The following is a 19,880-nucleotide window of genomic DNA, read 5'->3' as shown; positions in this document are numbered from 1 at the left end:
CGGGTAGCTTCCTTCATTTGTTCATATGTTTATTTAATACCTAAGTTAAGCATTTTCTATTAGATCTCGTATAGCAACAGAAGCTATTGCCCCACCAAAGGCTGCTGGTAGATATGACATGGTACCATAAGCAGACTTTTTAAAGTTACTCCCATCAGTATATAATAATGAATCCTTGTTTGGAAGTTCAGTTGAAAATGCCACTTTCACTCCATCACGTATACCATGTTTACGCAATTTCTTACGGATATGCTGGGCCAACTTACAATTATAAGATTTACCGATATCAGCAATTTTTATTTTTGTAGGATCAACTTTGCCACCGGCGCCCATTGAACTGACAAATGGTATATTGGCTTCTAATGCTCTCCGAATAAAAAATAGTTTAGGTGTAATACTATCAATAGCTTCTACACAATAATCTGGCGCTAAATCTAGCAAAGCTGGTATTTTTTCCGGAATAATAAAATCCTGTATCACAGTTAAATCTAATTCCGGATTGATCGCCATTAATCTTTCTCGCATAATCTCAGCTTTTGCTTCACCATGATTAGTTGCCAAGGCAGGTAGCTGCCTATTACGATTGGATGGATCTACGGTGTCTCCATCAATAATGGTCATTTTTCCAACACCTGCTCGGCATATAAATTCGGCAGCAAATGATCCAACACCGCCTAATCCCAAAACCATCACATGCGAATTTGCCAATTTTTCAACCGCTGATCGACCTATCAATGCTTCGGTACGTGACAGCCAACTTAAATCTTTCATTTATCTAAATTTGTTTTTTATATTATAATGAAACCTTATAGCTATCCGACAACGTGAATAAACAGACTATGATGGCCTCATTTATTAAATACATTCTTATAATTTTGGTATAAAACCCGCTTTAACTCTTCCAATTCGATCGATCTGATCTGAGCAACGTATCGGTAAAGTGTAGCAATTTCTACGGTCGTATCTGTATCCGTTTCTAGAAACAAATGACTGAGTGAAATATTTTCTAAAAGTTCGTCTTGACTTCCGTTTAAACAATGTTTTCCTATGGAAAGATAATACCCTTGATCGATTAACTGTTGAGCCAAGGTCCAGTTCTTACGATATCCATGAAAAACAACAGCTTCGCTAAAATTCACTTTTTTCAAACAACCAACAATCTCCTGAAAAGCTCGAACACAATGAATGATCAAAGGCTTCCTATACGTTTTAGCCAAGCGAACCTGTTGATCAAACACAAGCTGTTGGTCGGCGAGGGGAGTGGCGATATTTTTGTCCATACCACATTCACCTATGGCTAAAACCTGACTCAGCGCTAATGCATCCACCATGAGTCCCAAATCATGTTCAGTATTCTCATTGATATACCATGGGTGCAAACCTACTGAACAATCCGCTTCAGAAATTATCTCCGAATGGTTCAAGGTGATATTCTTAATGGAAAGAGTAGCACGTTCTTTCATCGGATAATTCCGATGCGTGTGTAGATCGATATAGGGAATCTGTGTAGCCAACGAGACAAAGGTCGAAAAAATACTTGAAGCAAAAAATATTCTCTACAAAATTAGTATAGTTTTATTCTCCCAAGCTAGCATCTAAAGCTTCAAGAATACCTGAAGCCTTCAAAAGACATTCTTGATACTCCTGATCGGCAGCTGCCTGATTAGTAACTGCTCCCCCTGTATGAAAGGAAAGGTACCTTTTTTGTTTATTGTAAAGCAATGAACGGATAACAACGTTAAAATCGAATTCATCGCGCATGGTGTCAAAGTAACCGATAGATCCTGCATAGATACCTCTCTTTCGAGCTTCAAGCTGATCGCAAATTTGCATAGCTGCAATTTTGGGAGCACCTGTCATCGAACCTGCAGGAAAAGTATTTCTAAATACATCCACATTGGCGACTTTTGGGTCTTGCATACAGGTAATAGTTGAAATCATTTGATGCACTTGTTCGAAGGATTGAATCTCAAAAAGGCGAGTGGCCTCAACCGTTCCGGGAAGAGCACTTCGTGTCAAATCATTGCGAACCAAATCAACGATCATCACATTTTCGGCGATCTCTTTTTTTGACCTCAACATATCAGCTATAATCTGTTGGTCCTCTGTTGAATTTGCCCCCCTTTTGGCCGTCCCTTTAATCGGCTGAGAAATCAACTTTCCTTGTCTTTTCGCTAAAAATCGCTCCGGAGAAGCACTCATGATAAAATGATTTCCTACCTTGAAAAATGAACTAAAGGGCGTAGGTGATATGGTATTCAACCGATGATAAACTTCCATAGGAGCGATATCAGCATCATCAGCAAAAAATTCCTGACAAAGGTTCACTTCATAGATGTCTCCACGCTGAATATGTGCCTGTACATTTTCAAAAGCTTTGACATATTCACACTTTGTCCAACGCGACTTTACCTGTACAGAAATTGGGGTTATCGCAGGAATCTGAGTATCCGAAATGGCCTGATAGATTTTAACAGGATCCTCGGCTTCTATATGCACTTGATCTGCCGTCCATCGAAGCGTAATTGCTGGCACAAAGAAATAAGCTTCTGGAAATTCGAGCTGATCCTTTCCTGTTGTCTTTAATTCTTCTATCTCATTCTTAAGGTCGTAAGATAGAAATCCAGGGATAAACTGAGATTGATGTAATCTCAAAAAAGTGTCGAGCTGGTCAAATACATTTTCATTTGCACGGAAAGAGAATAATGCCTTGACAGCCAGTATCTGTTCAAATTTGCCCCATTGATCCGACATCCCATTACTATTAAAGAAAGAAATTTCATCAAATTGCCCCGACCAATGCAGGGCTTTTTGATGAAATTTATCTTTAGAATCGAGAAGATCAAAACTTTCGATCCGCATAGTTTATTTCGATAAAGCTAATGTTTGTTTACGATCAGGACCTACCGATAGGATCGTGATAGGTACTTCAAGAGCTTTCTCTAAATAAGAAATATAATTTTTTAATGCTTCAGGTATTTCTTGTTCAGACGTTATACCGGTCAAATCTTGTTTCCACCCATCAATTTCTTCTAAGATAGGTTCTGCTTGATGCGTGATGATTTCATAAGGCATATAATCAATCACTTCACCATTATATTTATAATGTGTACATGCGTAGATTTTGTCGAAGGTGTCCAAAACGTCAGCCTTCATCATAATCAAGTCTGTCACACCATTCAGCATAATAGCATATTTTAAAGCCGGAATATCGATCCATCCGGTGCGACGAGCACGCCCTGTAGTCGCTCCAAATTCATGACCTAATTGACGTAATTTTTCGCCAGTTTCATCGTGAAGTTCAGTAGGGAAGGGACCGCCACCTACGCGAGTAGCATATGCTTTAAAGATACCATATACCTTACCTATTTTATTTGGTGCGATACCCAGGCCTGTACAAGCTCCGGCTGTTGTGGTATTAGATGAAGTAACAAATGGATAAGAACCAAAATCAACATCCAAAAGCGTACCTTGAGCACCCTCAGCTAACACACGTTTGCCTTCTTTCAAATATTGATTCACCAAATGCTCTGAATCCACATGTGGGATAGATTTTATGAATTCGATTGCATCTAAAAATGCTTTCTCTTTTTCACTGAAATCAGGTATTTCACCATAGTGCGAAAGAATACTTAGATGTTTTTCTTTCAACTTTTGGTAACGCTCTTGAAAGTCTGGAAGTGTTGTATCACCTACACGCAAACCATTTCTACCGGTTTTATCCATGTAAGTTGGACCAATACCTTTCAGAGTGGATCCAATTTTTCCTGCACCCATTTTTGATTCTGAGGCAGCATCCAATAATTGGTGTGTCGGCAGAATAAGGTGTGCTTTACGCGCTAAAACCAAATTGCCTTTACCCACCGGATCAAAACCAGCTGTCTTCAGGTTGTCTAACTCTCTTTTTAAGATAATCGGATCGATAACGACACCATTACCAATAAGATTTAGTGTACCTTCATTGAAGATACCAGATGGAATTGTGTTGAGTACGAATTTCTTGTTATCGAATTCCAACGTGTGTCCGGCGTTAGGGCCGCCTTGGAAACGAGCGATTAAATCGTATTTTGGACAAAATACGTCTACGATTTTACCTTTACCCTCGTCACCCCATTGTAAGCCCAAAAGCACATCAACTTGCATAGCTTTTAAAGTATAGTAATTAAAATGTTATTAATAAAAATAGACTCTATTTAAAAATAAAATGTTCAGGAATTTTTCCCCTGAACATTCCTGAACAAATGTACTATTATATTTAAGAAAATATAAGATTAATTTGAAATAGCTTCGTGAGCGACGGCCTCTTCTTTTTTGTTCTTAAGTTGACAGTCTTGACATACACCATACAAATTGAGTGAGTGGTGCTTAATGTCAAATTTTAAAAGATCTCCCATGAGGCTCTGAATTTGGTTGATACGTGGATCACAGAATTCAACAACCTTATTACATTCAATACAGATCACGTGATCGTGTTGTTTGAACCCGTAAGACTTCTCAAATTGTGCCATGTTCCTTCCAAATTGGTGTTTTGTAACCAAATCACAAGAGACCAAAAGTTCTAGGGTATTATAAACTGTAGCACGACTGACACGATATTTCTTGTTCTTCATATGAATATACAAAGACTCTACATCAAAGTGATCAGTACGTGAATAAATCTCTTCCAAAATCGCATAGCGCTCTGGTGTTTTTCTTAGATTTTTATTTTCTAAGTAGGCTTCAAAGATTTTTTTTACAGTTGCAAAATTTTCAGCTTGATTCATAGTAAAAATATTCTTGTACAAATTTACCAATTAAGATTGATATTTCCTCTATTAAAAATAGTGCTTAATAGTAGTCGCCTTAGCGAAATTTTCAATCCAACACTTGGTTATTAATTTTCCGATTCATATCGATTGACACCTGTTATCCCTCTGACTTGCTTTAAATTTCTCATCAAACTTTCAAGCTGAGCAGTATCATTCACATAGACCATAATATTACCATCAAAAATACCATCGTTACTTGAAATTGACAAGGACCGAATATTAACAGCAAATTCTTGCGAAATAACAGTTGTAAGCTTATTTACTAATCCAACATCATCTATGCCAACGATATGTAAACCTGTCAAAAATGCAGAATCTTTTGTAGAAGCCCAACGTGCTTTTAGAATTCTATAACCATAATTTGCCATCAGCTTGGATGCATTTGGGCAACTTGTACGATGAATTTTTATACCATCATTTACGGTCAAAAAGCCAAAGACATCGTCACCAGGGATAGGGTTACAACAAGGAGCTAAGGTATAATCGACTTTCTGCATATCGTCCCCGATTAAGATCGTATCGAATTCCTTCTTATTTATCTTTTCAACTAGTCCACCTATATGGGTATTAAATTGATTTCCTGATGAAGAACTTACATTAATTTCAACTGCTTTTTCATGCGCTACATATTCTCTCAGTTGCCTAATGTCAACAATGCCCTTAGCAACATTGTAGAAAAGATCCTGCGAACTGGGGTATTTTAAAAAGTTGGCAATTTTGTTAATATTATCCGTATTATAGGTAACTTTTAACGATTTCAACTTACGTTCCAAAATCTCTTTCCCATCCTCCGCAACTCTTCTCTTTTCCTCTTTTAGAGAAGATCTGATTTTGGATTTTGCTTTTGCAGTCACAACAAAATTCAACCAATCCTCCTTAGGCGACTGCTTGCTTGATGTAATAATCTCTACCTGATCCCCATTTTGCAAAATATGACTTAAAGGAACAAGTTTGTGATTTACTTTGGCGCCAATACAACTTGCCCCAATATCAGAGTGGATCTCAAAGGCAAAATCTAAAGCAGTGGCATTGTTGGGTAGTTGAATCAGCGTTCCTTTGGGAGTGAATATAAAAATCTCATCGGAGAAAAGATTCATCTTAAAATCATCCACAAAATCCATCGCATTCTGATCCGGGCTACTTAAGACATCGCGCACCTTTTTGATCCATTGATCCAGGCCAGAATCGGAATTTGATTCTTTATACTTCCAATGCGCTGCAAACCCTTTTTCTGCAATTTCATTCATCCGTTTGGTTCGAATCTGAACTTCGACCCATTGCCCTTTAGGCCCCATTACCGTAGTATGTAAAGACTCATAACCATTCCCTTTTGGAGAGGAAATCCAATCCCGAAGACGGTCGGGGTTAGGGCGATATAAATCTGTGACAATAGAATAGACTTTCCAACATTCGGTCTTTTCTTTCTCATCAACAGCATCTATTACAATACGTATAGCAAACAAATCATAAACCTCCTCAAAAGGAATCGATTTTTTTCGCATCTTATTCCAAATAGAGTGGATTGATTTAGGTCGTCCAAATACGGACGCCTTAATACCCTGTTCCTCCAATATCTCTTTGATGGGACCAATAAAATCGCCTATAAATTTTTCGCGCTCGGCTTTTTTCTCATTCAGTTTTCGAGCGATAAATTTATAGGTATCCGGATCGGTAAATTTCATCGAGAGATCTTCCAATTCAGATTTTATCGCATACAGCCCAAGACGATGCGCTAATGGTGCATAAAGGTAACTTGTCTCCGAAGCAATCTTCAACTGCTTATCCCTGGCCATAAATTCCATGGTGCGCATATTGTGCAATCGATCTGCCAATTTAATGAGAATTACACGAACATCGTCAGCCAGTGTGAGCAACATTTTCCTGAAATTCTCCGCTTGCATGGAACTATTTGGATCAAAAATCCCTGAAATCTTGGTAAGCCCATCGATAATTCGGCGAACTTTCTTACCAAACATTTCTTCAATTTCATCCAATGTAACATTGGTATCTTCAACTACATCATGGAGCAAGGCGCATACAATAGATGTTGTTCCTAAGCCAATCTCTTCAGCAGCAATCTGGGCAACAGCAATAGGGTGATAGATATAAGGCTCTCCTGATTTGCGTCGCATCTCTTTATGACTATCCAATGCTAAATCAAATGCCTTTCGGATCTCCTGCTTGTCTCCGCGTTGTAAAGTTGGCTTACAAGCGCGCAACAATGCACGGTAACGTTTCCTAATCTCTTTGTTTTCTGCTTCAATATCAATCACATAATCTTTCATAAACGTTGCAGGTAAATGATGTTTTTTGAGTAAATTTGTGTAATTTAGTTAATGTATTCTTGAATACTATTTTCAAGCTAACTTATTTTGTAATAAATCTACCAAAATATTATAGCATTGACAAATTAAAAAGCGTTATATAATTGCCCAAATGAAGACAATATTATTTTGTTTGCTTTTCCTCACAGGGACTTTGTCCGTATGGGCACAGTCTCAATCACTCACTCTTCCTTTGTACGGAGAAGGTGCGCAGGAGACCGTAAACAGTTATATGACAACAACCTTGGTAACCGGAGAGGTGTTACCCTGGTTTCCGATCCCAGAGGTCACTGTCGTGGCCAAAAGAACCTGGTCAAGTGAAGAAGCACGAAGAGAATATCTCCGCTTTAGAAGAAATGTTCTAAAGGTTCTTCCTTATGCGATATATGCGCAAAAAAGATATGATCAGCTAGACAGAGATCTCGCGCTGACTTCGGATAAAAAGGAACATAAAGCATTGGTTGAAAAATGTGAAAGTGACGTAAAACAGATGTTTGACCGAGAAATCAAAAATATGACTATTTCACAAGGCAAAATACTCATTAAATTGATCGATCGTTATACGGGACATACTGGCTATGAAATGGTAAAGGAAATGAAAGGTGGGATTTCCGCTTTTTTCTATCAGGGAGTTGCGAAAATATTCGGTCACAACCTAAAGTCAACTTATGACCCAAAAGAAGACTTTGCCATTGAAAATATCATTAGGGAATTCGAAAAGTCGAGACCTCAACCTGTCATGTGACCAATCAAACCAAAACCAGATGAAAACAGTATACGACTTTGACGCACTTCAGTTTAACGGTAAAAAAAAATCCCTCGCTGACTTTGAAGGTAAAGTTTTACTCATCGTCAATACTGCCAGCCAATGTCTCTTTACCAGACAATTTAAATCGCTCGAAAAACTCTACCAAAAATATAAAGACCAAGGCTTCGAAATTCTGGCATTTCCAGCAAATAACTTTCGTAACCAGGAACCGTTAACCGGTGGTACGCTAGAGACATTCTGCCGGATCAATCAACAGGTGAGTTTCCCTGTTTTTAAGCGTAGCCATGTTATCGGCGAATATACAACACCTCTATACAGTTTTCTGTCGAGCAAAGATCAAAATGGACACATTAATAGTAAACCTTCCTGGAATTTCCACAAATATCTGGTAAACAAAAAAGGAGAGGTCATTGATTTCTATTATCCGACTACTTCGCCATTGTCAAGTAAAATTTGCCGCAATATTGAGCGTCTTTTACAAGAGTAATCTATAAACTGCTTACATTTGCGGCAGCTCCCCACAGCGCAGGCCAAGTTGTATATCGACTTAGCATCAATAACTACGCGGGATTAGTAAAGGCTTTCTGCCAAAGCTATCCATCGGTCAATTGGAATGATTTACCATGAAAAGGGAAGCCAATTTAAAGAGAGAAATATTATATGTTAAAATTAGATTTACTTATCATTGCTGTACATCCAGATGACGCCGAGCTAGGCGCCGGAGGTGTGATGGCAAAATATGTTGCTGAAGGAAAAAAGGTAGGAATTGTTGATTTAACCCAAGGTGAGCTCGGCACACGCGGCACAGCGGAGACCAGAGCACAGGAAGCAAAAGATGCTGCCGAAATATTAGGGCTGGCCGTTAGAGAAAATCTTGGCCTAAGAGATGGTTTCTTTGAAAATGCTGAAAAAGAAAAAATGGCTGTAATAAGAGCCATCCGCAAATACCAACCGGAAATTATCATTACAAATGCCATTACGGATCGTCACCCAGACCACGGAAGAGCCGGACAGATGGTCAACGAAGCCTGCTTTCTTGCCGGCTTGAGAAAAGTGGAAACTTTTGATCAGAACAATATTTCCCAGGAGGCCTACCGCCCCAGATTGGTACTGCAATTTGTACAGGACTATTATATCAAACCTGATGTTGTCATTGATATAACGGATTATTATCACATTAAAGAAAAATCTGTATTAGCTTACAAAACTCAATTTTATACCGGAGAAAATGTAAACCCGGATGAACCACAGACTTATATTTCTAATCCGGATTTCATGGAATCAACTGCTGCTAGAGCGCGAGAATTTGGACGGTACATCCAAGCGAAATATGCGGAAGGGTTTACTTCAAAGAAGATACTTGGCGTTGATGATTTATTTCATCTGAAGTAGAACTTATCTGATACTATAGTAAAATAAAATGCGGGATTATTCATGTTTTAACTAGAATCGTCCCGCATAATTCCTGAAACAAAGTTTACAAACTGATTTTATGGAAACAACACCAGCAGCATGCTGATTTTACTGAAGTTTATCCAACAAAGCAATCGTCTTGACAATTATCGGGAACATAACCCTCAGAAGAAATTAGACCATCGTTTTTGGCTTCAAAATAAACCTTTGGCCTTTTCTTTTTATCAGCAAATCTTCTTTGCTTTCTCATAAACTTGATCCAGCGTGGACGCTTCTTAACCTTTTAGGAAATAAATCCTTTTACATACTGTTTTGTGATTTCATTCTGCGGATTCAATAAAACTTGTTCTGTTGGTCCAAACTCAAGAATCTCTCCACCATAGACAAACAAAATATAGTCAGAAACGCGTCGCGCCTGCCGCAATATATGCGTCACCAATACAATGGTATAATCTTTCTTCAATTCAATTAATAATTCCTCAATTTTAGCAGTAGAAAGGGGATCTAATGCTGATGTCGATTCATCCCCAAGGATAATCTCAGGCTCTACAGCCAAACCTCTTGCAAGACAAAGCCTTTGTTGCTGACCAATGGACAATCCGCTGGCCGAATGTCCAAGTCGATCCTTAACTTCGTCCCATAGAGCCACATTTCGCAATTGCGTCTCTACAATTCTATCCAATTCCTTTTTGCTTCGTGTACCATGTATACGGGGGCCATAAGCCACATTATCATAGATCGACATTGGCAACGGGTAGGGCTTTTGGGATAAGAGACCCATTTTCTTACGGATATGTGTTACCTCAGCATTTCTGCCATAAATATCCTCACCATTAACGAGAACAGAACCCGTTATTTCAACACCCTTGGTATCATCTACCAATCTATTAAGCGTCTTTAAAAGCGTAGTCTTTCCACAACCCGAAGGACCAATAATAGAAGTTACACTATTGTTAGGCAGGGCAAGATTAATGTTTTTGAGTATATGTCGGCCGTCAATATGGACATTAAGATCCTTGATTTCAATGTGTGGATCGCTCAAGGGGTCTGTTATCGACGATTTTTTTGTTTCGATTGAAGGATATGAGTGCATACTACAATAATTAAAATAATGATTGTTAAAACTAAAGCTGAAGCATAAGCGCGACCCTGAACTTCAGGAATAGGACTACTTAACTGAAAAAATATGGCCAATGGCAACGTTGCTGCCGGTTCATCAATATATTTTGGAAGATTATCACTAAAACCAGTTGTCAATAAAACGCCTGCAACATCACCAATAGCACGTCCAAAAGCCAGTAAAATCGCAGTAAGAAGCCCTGTTCGGATGCTCTTTAGCATAACCTTAGCCAATTCCCAGCGTGTCGTCCCTAGCGAAAGAGTGACATTTTTTAGGTCTTCAGGAATGGTTTTGATCAATTCATCCACGGTACGAACCACAATTGGAATGGTCAGCAATGTCACTGTAATGATTCCCCCCAACAGTGAAGCTCGAATACCTAAATAAACCATAATCCCAAAACCAACAGCCCCATACACGATAGAAGGGACACCATACAATACATCAAACAACAGTTTAGAAAGTTGTGTCACTTTTGATTTTGTTCCCAAATAAACATTAAGGTACAACGAAATCGGAATTCCTATAATTGCAGACAAGGCTGTTGCGACACCTGCTAAATAAAGAGAACCCAAAATCGCATTCAAAATCCCACCTTCTTTTCCAATATAAAACCCACCTTTTGGTAACTGACTAACCATCTCCCAACTGAGATAAGGAAGCCCCTTATACAAGATAGTTCCTACGATAAAAAATAGGGAAGCAGTCACAGTTATCCCAGAGAGATGCATAAAACCTTTGGCTACCTTTTCACTCAATAGCCGTCTTTTCGTATTATCCATGCTGAGCTCCTTCCAGTCGTCTCAATATAAGACGAGATATTAAGTTAAAAACAAATATGATTACAAACAGCAGCAACGCGGAGAACATTAATGCAGATTCATAGAGTGGAATTGACATCATTTCCCCAAAATTATTGGCTATTAATGCTGGAATTGGATATCCCGCATCAAATACCGAAGTCGGTACTTTTGCAACATTGCCGCAGACCATCAATACCGCAATTGTTTCACCAAAGGCCCTAGATGTTGACAAAACAATTGCAGCCACAATCCCAGGTCTAGCTTTCTTCAGAATAACATGTTTGATGGTGTCCCATTTTGTCGCACCCAAGGATAGCGAAGCCGCTTTTAACTCATAGGGTATCGTTTGAAGCACCTCTACCATAATAGAAATCATAATGGGAAAAATCATCACCGCTAATACAATTCCACCGGCAAGCACAGAATAACCCGATGTAACAACCCCAAAGACGGGAGCTATATACAACTGAATTAAAGGCACAATAAATAACACTCCCCAAACACCATAAAGAACCGGTGGTATTGCCGCTAAAATATTGACCAACGGAAACATCATATTCTTTAAGGCATCCGAAGCATATTCAGTCAAATAAACAGCTGTCAGTATACAAAGCGGAATCGCAATAGCAAGAGAAATCAAGGTAACAGCAAGCGTACCTGCAATAAAAGGCAAAAAGCCAAACGACCCTTTCATTGGTGACCAAACCTTGTCGGTTAACAGTTGAAAGATATTACTATATTCAAATAACGGAATCGATTTTATGGTTAAACCAACTGCAATAATCACCACAACTGAAAGTGAAATCAGTAAGAGGAGCAAAGTGGATCGCTTGACCAGTGTATCTTTAACGAGACGAGTATTTAGCATGCTATAACTTATTAAGTTCTTCTTTTATCAGTGTTTCATTTAGTGGGACATAACCATTTTCAAGGAGTTGCGATTGCCCCTGTTTCTGGAGTACAAAAGAAATAAACTCCTTCAACAGAAGGGATTCGGTCTTATTACGCGTTACAAAGGTTAACTCTCTTGAAGGTGGAGCAGGGTATTTCCCCGTAGCAACGGCCTCAGTCAAATTAGATAGGGTACCATAAAACTGCTCATCATCTTCAACATGTCCATTTTTATTCAGATCCAAAGGAACAACAGCAATACGGTCAAAGACCTTGTTAGTTTTTAGATTATAAACGTAGTTAATGTTATTGAATCCAATCCCATTGATATCATCCTTAATAGCTTGGGCAATCCCGGGGTCACCAAAAATGCCAATACCTTGCAGATCTTCCTGCTTATGACCAAAAAATTTGGCCCATGTTTCAGCTGCTCCAGCGGCATCGGAACGCACATACACGTTGATAGGGTCCGCCGTAAACTGAGAATCGATCTCTTTCCAGGTCTTGAACTTTCGATCCACAAAAATATTCAACAATTCTTTGCGACTCAAACCACGCTTCAAAATAGCAGGATAATTAGGGTTGTCAGGATTGATTGTACAGATAACAGCATCTTTAGCAACAATAATCGGAACAGCTCCTTTTTTTATTTCTTGCTCATGCAGATCTCTCGACACCATCCCGATATCAACCATCCCTGTAAGAACATCTGCAATCCCTTTTCCAGCACCTCCAGCTGAAATATTGAAGCGAACATTCGGGTGCATTTTTTTAAAATCTTCACTCCAAACCACTGCCAAAGGATAAAGGGCAAATGCACCGGACAAAGAAATATTCCCTTCAAAACCATGTTCCTTGCTGTAACCATTTTTAACTTTCGGCGCACAGGAAGTCATTTTAAATACGATTACACAGCTTAAAATCAGAACTATAAAACACTTTCTCATCATTACACCTAAAAGTCTACAGGTTTTGTATATTAAATTTTATAGGGCAAATATATATTAATTTGGTAGATATTATAGAATATTAAAAAAATATTTTTACATTTGACCTCGAGAAAAGAATACTAAATCAATAGATTTTATTTGTTATATGCAAAGCTTCCGCACAGAATTAGAGAACCCAATCGTGGAAAAGGAAATTATCGAACTTGAAAAAAAGATTCGATTGTTCCATGAGGGCAAAATTGCCGACGAGAAATTTAGATCGTTGCGTTTGGCTAGGGGGGTATATGGACAAAGACAACCTGGAGTTCAAATGGTTCGTATAAAACTTCCATTTGGAAAGGTTACGTTTAAGCAATTGAACAAAATTGCAGCGATATCAGACGAATACGCAAGCCGCAACCTGCACCTGACCACACGTCAAGATATACAGATTCATTACGTTAGTCTTGACCGTACACCAGAACTTTGGTCCAAATTAGCTGAAGACGATATTACATTACGTGAAGCTTGTGGGAATACAGTCCGTAATGTCACAGCATCTCCAAGTTCAGGAATCGATCCAAAGGAGCCTTTTGATGTTTCGCCATATGCTCAGGCAACTTTTGAATATTTTTTGCGCAATCCAGTATGTGCGGAAATGGGAAGAAAATTCAAAATGTCATTTTCTGCCAGTGATGAAGACACTGCATTTTCCTATATTCATGACCTTGGTTTTATTCCAAAACTAAAAGTTGTCAATGGTGTGGAAACGAGGGGTTTTAAAGTACTATTGGGTGGGGGATTGGGATCTCAGCCTTTCTTAGCATCAGTAACAAGTGAGTTTCTACCAGAAGATGAACTGATCCCTTATATAGAAGCTACACTTCGTGTCTTTGATCGTTATGGTGAAAGAAATAACCGCAATAAAGCTCGATTCAAATACCTTATTCAGAAATTAGGGTTGGAAGAAGTGCTAAATTTAATTGAAGCCGAAAAAATTGCTACGAAGGTGAAAAGCTATCCGATCGACCGAACCAAAATCGAACAGCCATTACCACCAGATGACAGCCGGCTATCTACTATTGATCTAGATAGCGATTTAAACTATCAGGTCTGGAAGGGCACCAATACATTCGCGCAAAAACAAGACGGATATTATGGTGTTTATGTGCGGGTATCCACGGGGGATATTGGTACAGATAAATCTCGCGCGTTGGTTGCTGGTCTGAACAATTTGGTCGCTGACGATATCCGTATCACGCAAAACCAAAGCTTACTGCTAAAATACGCAACAGAAAAGTCACTGCCACATATCTATCAATTACTTAAATCTTTGGATCTAGCTCAGGTCGGTTTTGATAGTACAGCAGATGTAACAACTTGCCCTGGTACAGACACCTGCAATCTAGGTATCTCAAACAGTACCGAAATGGCTCGGGTTATTGAATCTTATATCGCTGAATTTCACCAAGATTTTGTCTTTAATCGTGATTTAAAAATAAAAATTTCTGGTTGTATGAATTCTTGCGGGCAACATGGCCTGGCACATATTGGCTTTCATGGTAGTTCCGTCAAAGCGGAGGGCAAAGTGGTTCCTGCAGCACAAGTTATGCTTGGCGGTGGAACAATTGGCAATGGTGAAGGGCGTGTCGCAGAGCGTATTATCAAAGTACCAACAAAAAGAGTTCTACATGTTGTCGAATGGGTGCTAAATGATTATAAAAAAAATGCGGAAGCAAATGAAAATTTCCATGCTTACTACGACAGACAAAGTAAGAATTACTTTTATAATCTTTTAAAACCGCTATCGGATCTAACCAATCTTGCTGAAGACGAATTTGTCGACTGGGGGCATGAAGGAACTTTCCAAACAGCCATCGGGGTTGGCGAGTGTGCGGGTGTCGTTATTGACTTGGTTGCCACGTTGATCTATGAGGCGGAAGAAAAGTTACAATGGGCAAATGAAACATTTCAAGAATCCAAATTCTCGGATGCAATTTATCATGCCTATAATGCCTTTGTACAAGCAGCAAAAGCCCTATTATTGGATAAGGGAGTTAGCGCAAGTACACAAAATATCGTAATCAACGAATTCCAAACGCATTTCGTGGAAACAGGTGAATATAATTTTGACCAAACGTTTCCGGAATTAGTCTTACAGATGAGTAAAAATGAACCAACGGAGCATTTTGCAATTAACTATCTTCAGGAAGCAACGAAGTTTATCAATGAAGTCTATCAACGCAAAAATTTAAAACCAGTATTGGTATAGGAGGGAATAGGTATGTCAATAAAAGCAAAAGTAACATTGGTAGGAGCAGGTCCGGGTGACCCGGATCTGATCAGCCTAAAGGGCATCAAAGCAATAGAAAAAGCAGATGTCATTTTATACGATGCCTTGGTGAATGAAGAATTACTGGATTACGCACAGGCTGAATGCATCAAGATATATGTTGGAAAACGAGCAGAACAACTCTCTACTTCACAGGATGAAATTAATCGCCTTTTGGTTGATTATGCCTTAAACTATGGCCATGTGGTCCGTCTAAAAGGTGGTGATCCATTTGTTTTTGGTCGTGGTGGAGAAGAAATTGATTACGTACAACAATACGGTATTGAAACTGCAGTTGTGCCGGGTATTTCCTCCGCAATTGGGCTTACCGGACTACAACAACTTCCATTAACTTACCGGGGAATCAGTGAGAGCTTTTGGGTCATCACAGGCTCCAAATCGGATGGCTCACTATCAACAGATCTTTATCTGGCGGCAGAATCCAAGGCCACCGTCGTTGTCTTGATGGGCTATGGAAAATTGGCAGAGATCGTGGAAATTTACCGTGAAAGAAATCTTCACAATTTACCAATAGCCTTGATTCAAAATGGTTCATTGCCTAATGAAAAGGTTGTACTGGGTACTATCGATAATATTCTTGATGAATCAACTGAGAAAAGGGTCGGTGTACCAGCGATTATTGTAATCGGCGAGGTCGTTGCTAAGCATCGTTCATTCCAGAACATTAAAGAAAAAGCTTTAGCTTTATAAATATGAACCAGCTATTTCCAATATTCGTCAAACTAAATCAAATTGACACCTTACTTGTTGGAGGCGGGAAAGTTGCATTGGAAAAATTTCAGGCTTTAATTTCCAATGATGAGAAATTAAGACTGACCATTGTGACTAGGGAAATCATCCCAGAATTTGAGGAACTATTGCAAAATTACGCACAAATTCAGCTCTTCATTCGCCCTTTTACACCAGATGACCTTACCGACAAACAACTTGTCATTGCAGCAACCAATAACATAGAGCTTAACGAGCAGTTGCGTAATCTAACAACGCAAAATAACATCCTATTTAATGCTGCGGACAAACCCGACTTATGCGACTTCTATCTGGGATCCATTGTTAAAAAAGGCGACCTGAAAATAGCCATTTCCACCAATGGTAAATCACCAACAATTGCCAAAAGGGTGAAAGAACTATTAAATGACCTGCTACCTGAGGAAATTGACGAAACACTGTCACTCATGAGTACTTATCGAGAGCAGCTTAGAGGAGATTTCGAATACAAAGTAAAGCAGTTGAACGAGCATACCAAAAATATATTACGTTATGAACGTTAAGGAAATTAAAGAAATTATTGGCGAAAAAAAAGGAGTGGAGCTCTTACAAACAATAGCATCACTATTTCCTAATGAGGTAGTTTTTTCAACCTCTTTCGGTATTGAGGATCAAGTAATCACGGAATGGATTGGTAAAAATAATATTAATATCGAAATATTCACGCTGGATACTGGACGACTGTTCAAAGAAACCTATTCCCTGTGGAGCCGTACCTTGGAGCGTTATCAATTGCCCATCAAAACCTATACTGCAGATACAACATTGTTGGAAGATTTTATCAGCAGAAAAGGCCCAAACTCCTTCTATGAATCGGTTGAGAATCGAAAGGAATGTTGTAGGATAAGGAAAATTGAACCTTTACAACGTGCGATTAAAGGAAAAAAAATTTGGGTAACGGGCATCCGATCAGATCAATCCATCAATCGCCACGATATGGACTTTATCGAATACGATGAAGCAAACCAAATCCTCAAAATCCACCCTTTATTTGACTGGACTTTTGAGGAAGTAAAAAATTATTGTAAAGAACAACATATTCCATACAATGTGTTGCACGACAGGGGCTTCCCAAGTATCGGTTGTCAACCTTGCACAAGAGCGATACAAGAAGGAGAGGACTTCCGTGCTGGTAGATGGTGGTGGGAAGATCAAAGTAAAAAAGAATGTGGTTTGCACGGTGTTAAATCATAAAATAGCGAAGCAGAAACCCAAATTCATTAAATCAAATTTTATTATTTCAGAGAATGGACTATTTAGATCATTTAGAAGCGGAAGCAATATATATTTTAAGAGAGGTAGCCGGACAATTTGAAAAACCAGCGCTATTATTCTCTGGTGGTAAGGACTCCATTACGCTTGTCCACTTGGCAAAAAAAGCATTTAGACCCGGTAAATTTCCTTTTCCATTAGTTCACATTGACACTGGTCACAATTTCCCCGAAACAATCACTTTCAGGGATTCACTGATTGAAGATATACGAGAAAAACTTATTGTTGGTTATGTTCAAGACAGCATTGATCAGGGTAAAGTCGTTGAGCAAAGGGGAAAAAATGCAAGTAGAAATGCCTTGCAGACAGTTACCTTACTCGATACAATCTCAAAACATGGTTTTGACGCTTGTATCGGTGGCGCACGTAGGGACGAAGAAAAAGCCCGTGCCAAGGAAAGAATCTTCTCAGTGCGTGATGAATTTGGACAATGGGACCCCAAACGCCAAAGACCTGAGCTGTGGAGCATCTTTAATGGCAAAATAAATAAAGGTGAAAATGTACGCGTGTTTCCCATTTCAAACTGGACCGAGCTCGATGTCTGGAATTATATCAAACGCGAACAGATCGCATTGCCATCTATCTATTTCAGCCATGAACGGGAGGTTATTACCCGAAATGGGCAATTGATGGCTGCCGCCTCATTCTTAAATATCGATGCAGAGGATATCGTAGAACGCAAATCTGTACGTTTCAGAACTGTGGGTGACATGACTTGTACAGCAGCGGTAGATTCAACGGCAACAGAGCTAGATGATATTATCGCTGAGATCAAGGCCTCAACGGTAAGTGAGCGTGGCGCCAGAATGGACGATAAGGTATCGGAAGCAGCTATGGAAGAACGCAAAAAACAAGGATACTTTTAATTCAAATCAAATACCTGATATTGACAACAATGAATATATTGAAATTTATAACGGCCGGTTCTGTAGATGATGGTAAAAGTACCTTGATTGGCCGATTACTATACGATACAAACTCCATTTTGGATGACCAATTGGAAGCTATACAACGTGCCAACCGAAAAAATGACGACGGAACAGTAGACTTGGCCATATTGACTGATGGACTTAAAGCTGAACGCGAACAAGGGATAACAATCGATGTAGCATATAAATATTTTCAGACCGAACACCGAAAATATATTATAGCGGATGCTCCAGGACATATCCAATACACCAGAAACATGGTAACTGGCGCGTCCAATTCGGATCTTATAATCATTTTGGTTGACGCACGTAAAGGTGTAATAGAGCAAACAAAACGCCATTCTTTCATTGCTAAATTATTGGCCATGAAACAAGTTTTGGTTTGCATAAACAAGATGGATATGGTCGATTATAGCGCTTCTATTTTCGAACAGATCAAAGCCGATTATTTAACTTTAGCAACCAATCTCGGACTTAAGGATATTGATTTCATACCAGTTTCAGCCTTAAAAGGAGACAATATTGTCCATAAGTCCGAAAGAATGAGTTGGTATGCAGGCGAATCTTTATTGGATTACCTAGAAAATGTGGAAATTCACGAACAGGAAGCAGCCAGCTGGCGGTTTCCCGTCCAATGGGTTGTAAGACCGCAAACAGATGATTTGCACGATTATAGAGGTTATGCAGGCCGCGTACTAGGAGAGGGCTTAACGGTTGGTGACCAGGTTATTGTTTATCCAGCAGAAACATCTAGTACAATTCACGCCATTGAATTAAACGGACAACAACTTCAACGGGCTGAAAACGGACAATCTGTTATTGTACACCTCAGTGATGATGTTGATATTAGTCGTGGCGATACCATTGCGAGTGTAAAACATCCACCAAAGTTTGAGCGTAATATTCAAGCAAATTTATGTTGGTTCGACAATAAACCTTTGGATACAACACAAGTGTATCTTGTCCAAAGTCACAGTAAATTAACCAAAGTTAAGATCGTAGATGTGTTGTATAAATTTGATATCAATACACAGGAAAAAATATATCACGACCCGATCAAACTAAATGATATTGGTCGAATAACCCTTAAATCTGCTGAGAATCTAGTATTTGATTTACAGCAGGAAAATGCCGCAAATTCTCAAGCCATTGTTATTGATCCACGGACAAATTTAACAGTCGGCGCATTGATGATTCAAGCTGTCGACTAACAAAGACGATTAATCGTAAATATTCAACCTAAATATTTTTTAAGGAACTCAGACAATGTTTGGGTTCCTTTTATATTTGCTGTAGTACAAAAGCAGAGACAATTATTACAACTATTACAACGAACATCTCAGTATTCGGCTTATTATTAAAATCTGTTGATTTAAAAAAATACTATTGAATCAATATAAAAGGAGAGTATTCAAAACAACTATTTAACATAATATAAATTATAAATAACTAATATACAAAAAGGATATAGGCATCCGAGTTAAAACTAAGCTGAAATATT

Annotated in this window: 19 protein-coding genes; 9 read left to right on the top strand and 10 right to left on the bottom strand. The window is 38.8% G+C overall.

Going from position 1 to position 19,880, the window contains the following annotated elements; all coding sequences use genetic code 11:
* Positions 1-45 precede the first annotated feature (45 nt).
* The 6 genes from K2F45_RS13375 to K2F45_RS13350 form a co-directional block, all read right to left on the bottom strand.
* Entirely contained in the window at positions 46-771 is a 726-nt protein-coding gene (locus tag K2F45_RS13375) for a tRNA threonylcarbamoyladenosine dehydratase (protein ID WP_075992627.1), read from the bottom strand.
* Positions 772-848: 77 nt separating this feature from the next.
* Positions 849-1,514 carry a TatD family hydrolase gene (locus K2F45_RS13370; protein WP_083663628.1) on the bottom strand — a complete coding sequence of 222 codons (666 nt, stop codon included), beginning with the start codon at positions 1,512-1,514 and terminating at the stop codon, positions 849-851.
* Between the two features lie 61 nt (positions 1,515-1,575).
* On the bottom strand, positions 1,576-2,862 hold the full coding sequence (locus K2F45_RS13365; RefSeq protein WP_248931715.1) for an anthranilate synthase component I family protein: 1,287 nt from the start codon (positions 2,860-2,862) through the stop codon (positions 1,576-1,578).
* A gap of 3 nt (positions 2,863-2,865) precedes the next feature.
* Positions 2,866-4,143 (bottom strand): adenylosuccinate synthase, encoded by a 1,278-nt coding sequence (locus K2F45_RS13360; protein ID WP_070564133.1) that lies wholly within the window; start codon positions 4,141-4,143, stop codon positions 2,866-2,868.
* A 128-nt stretch (positions 4,144-4,271) separates the two neighbouring features.
* A complete protein-coding gene (locus K2F45_RS13355) occupies positions 4,272-4,763 on the bottom strand; it encodes a Fur family transcriptional regulator (protein ID WP_075992626.1) in 492 nt (163 codons plus the stop codon).
* A gap of 110 nt (positions 4,764-4,873) precedes the next feature.
* Positions 4,874-7,093, bottom strand: coding sequence for a RelA/SpoT family protein (locus K2F45_RS13350; RefSeq protein ID WP_075992625.1), 2,220 nt, complete (start codon positions 7,091-7,093; stop codon positions 4,874-4,876).
* Positions 7,094-7,244: 151 nt separating this feature from the next.
* Between K2F45_RS13350 and K2F45_RS13345 the strand changes: the two genes are divergently transcribed.
* The 3 genes from K2F45_RS13345 (at position 7,245) to bshB1 (ending at position 9,293) form a co-directional block, all read left to right on the top strand.
* Positions 7,245-7,877 (top strand): DUF4294 domain-containing protein, encoded by a 633-nt coding sequence (locus tag K2F45_RS13345; protein ID WP_075992624.1) that lies wholly within the window; start codon positions 7,245-7,247, stop codon positions 7,875-7,877.
* A 19-nt stretch (positions 7,878-7,896) separates the two neighbouring features.
* Positions 7,897-8,388 (top strand): glutathione peroxidase, encoded by a 492-nt coding sequence (locus K2F45_RS13340; RefSeq protein ID WP_075992623.1) that lies wholly within the window; start codon positions 7,897-7,899, stop codon positions 8,386-8,388.
* Positions 8,389-8,561: 173 nt separating this feature from the next.
* On the top strand, positions 8,562-9,293 hold the full coding sequence (gene bshB1, locus K2F45_RS13335; RefSeq protein ID WP_075992622.1) for a bacillithiol biosynthesis deacetylase BshB1: 732 nt from the start codon (positions 8,562-8,564) through the stop codon (positions 9,291-9,293).
* Between the two features lie 304 nt (positions 9,294-9,597).
* Here the strand turns inward: bshB1 and K2F45_RS13330 are convergent, their stop codons facing one another.
* From K2F45_RS13330 to K2F45_RS13315, 4 genes are read right to left on the bottom strand one after another with little or no spacing between them, the layout of a single operon-like run.
* On the bottom strand, positions 9,598-10,407 hold the full coding sequence (locus K2F45_RS13330) for a phosphate ABC transporter ATP-binding protein (RefSeq protein ID WP_075992621.1): 810 nt from the start codon (positions 10,405-10,407) through the stop codon (positions 9,598-9,600).
* Positions 10,365-11,216: a PstA family ABC transporter permease gene (locus K2F45_RS13325; protein WP_075992620.1), complete on the bottom strand. Its 852-nt coding sequence runs from the start codon at positions 11,214-11,216 to the stop codon at positions 10,365-10,367. The genes K2F45_RS13330 and K2F45_RS13325 overlap by 43 nt, the downstream gene beginning before the upstream one ends.
* Positions 11,209-12,105, bottom strand: coding sequence for a phosphate ABC transporter permease subunit PstC (pstC, locus tag K2F45_RS13320; protein WP_075992619.1), 897 nt, complete (start codon positions 12,103-12,105; stop codon positions 11,209-11,211). Before pstC ends, K2F45_RS13325 begins: the two co-directional genes overlap by 8 nt.
* A gap of 1 nt (position 12,106) precedes the next feature.
* On the bottom strand, positions 12,107-13,024 hold the full coding sequence (locus K2F45_RS13315) for a PstS family phosphate ABC transporter substrate-binding protein (RefSeq protein ID WP_248933801.1): 918 nt from the start codon (positions 13,022-13,024) through the stop codon (positions 12,107-12,109).
* Between the two features lie 199 nt (positions 13,025-13,223).
* On the opposite strand from K2F45_RS13315, the gene K2F45_RS13310 reads away from it, so the two are divergent.
* Genes K2F45_RS13310 through K2F45_RS13285 form a run of 6 tightly spaced genes read left to right on the top strand, consistent with a single transcriptional unit; the run spans position 13,224 to position 19,590 of the window.
* Positions 13,224-15,329, top strand: a complete 2,106-nt coding sequence (locus K2F45_RS13310; protein WP_088161558.1) for a HEPN domain-containing protein — start codon at positions 13,224-13,226, stop codon at positions 15,327-15,329.
* Between the two features lie 12 nt (positions 15,330-15,341).
* Complete coding sequence (gene cobA / locus K2F45_RS13305; protein WP_075992617.1) at positions 15,342-16,100, top strand: uroporphyrinogen-III C-methyltransferase; 759 nt, start codon at positions 15,342-15,344, stop codon at positions 16,098-16,100.
* A gap of 2 nt (positions 16,101-16,102) precedes the next feature.
* Positions 16,103-16,681, top strand: a complete 579-nt coding sequence (locus K2F45_RS13300; protein ID WP_075992616.1) for a precorrin-2 dehydrogenase/sirohydrochlorin ferrochelatase family protein — start codon at positions 16,103-16,105, stop codon at positions 16,679-16,681.
* Positions 16,671-17,372, top strand: coding sequence for a phosphoadenylyl-sulfate reductase (locus K2F45_RS13295; RefSeq protein ID WP_248933800.1), 702 nt, complete (start codon positions 16,671-16,673; stop codon positions 17,370-17,372). Before K2F45_RS13300 ends, K2F45_RS13295 begins: the two co-directional genes overlap by 11 nt.
* Positions 17,373-17,425: 53 nt before the next feature.
* A complete protein-coding gene (cysD, locus tag K2F45_RS13290; RefSeq protein ID WP_075992615.1) occupies positions 17,426-18,316 on the top strand; it encodes a sulfate adenylyltransferase subunit CysD in 891 nt (296 codons plus the stop codon).
* A 29-nt stretch (positions 18,317-18,345) separates the two neighbouring features.
* Positions 18,346-19,590 (top strand): sulfate adenylyltransferase subunit 1, encoded by a 1,245-nt coding sequence (locus tag K2F45_RS13285; RefSeq protein ID WP_083663627.1) that lies wholly within the window; start codon positions 18,346-18,348, stop codon positions 19,588-19,590.
* The last annotated feature ends 290 nt before the right edge of the window (positions 19,591-19,880 follow it).

Origin of the sequence: Sphingobacterium siyangense, assembly GCF_023277505.1 — a bacterium.
GTDB lineage: Bacteria > Bacteroidota > Bacteroidia > Sphingobacteriales > Sphingobacteriaceae > Sphingobacterium > Sphingobacterium siyangense.
The sequence above is the reverse complement of the archived record's forward strand: the minus strand, read 5'-3'. Positions and strand labels throughout refer to the sequence as shown.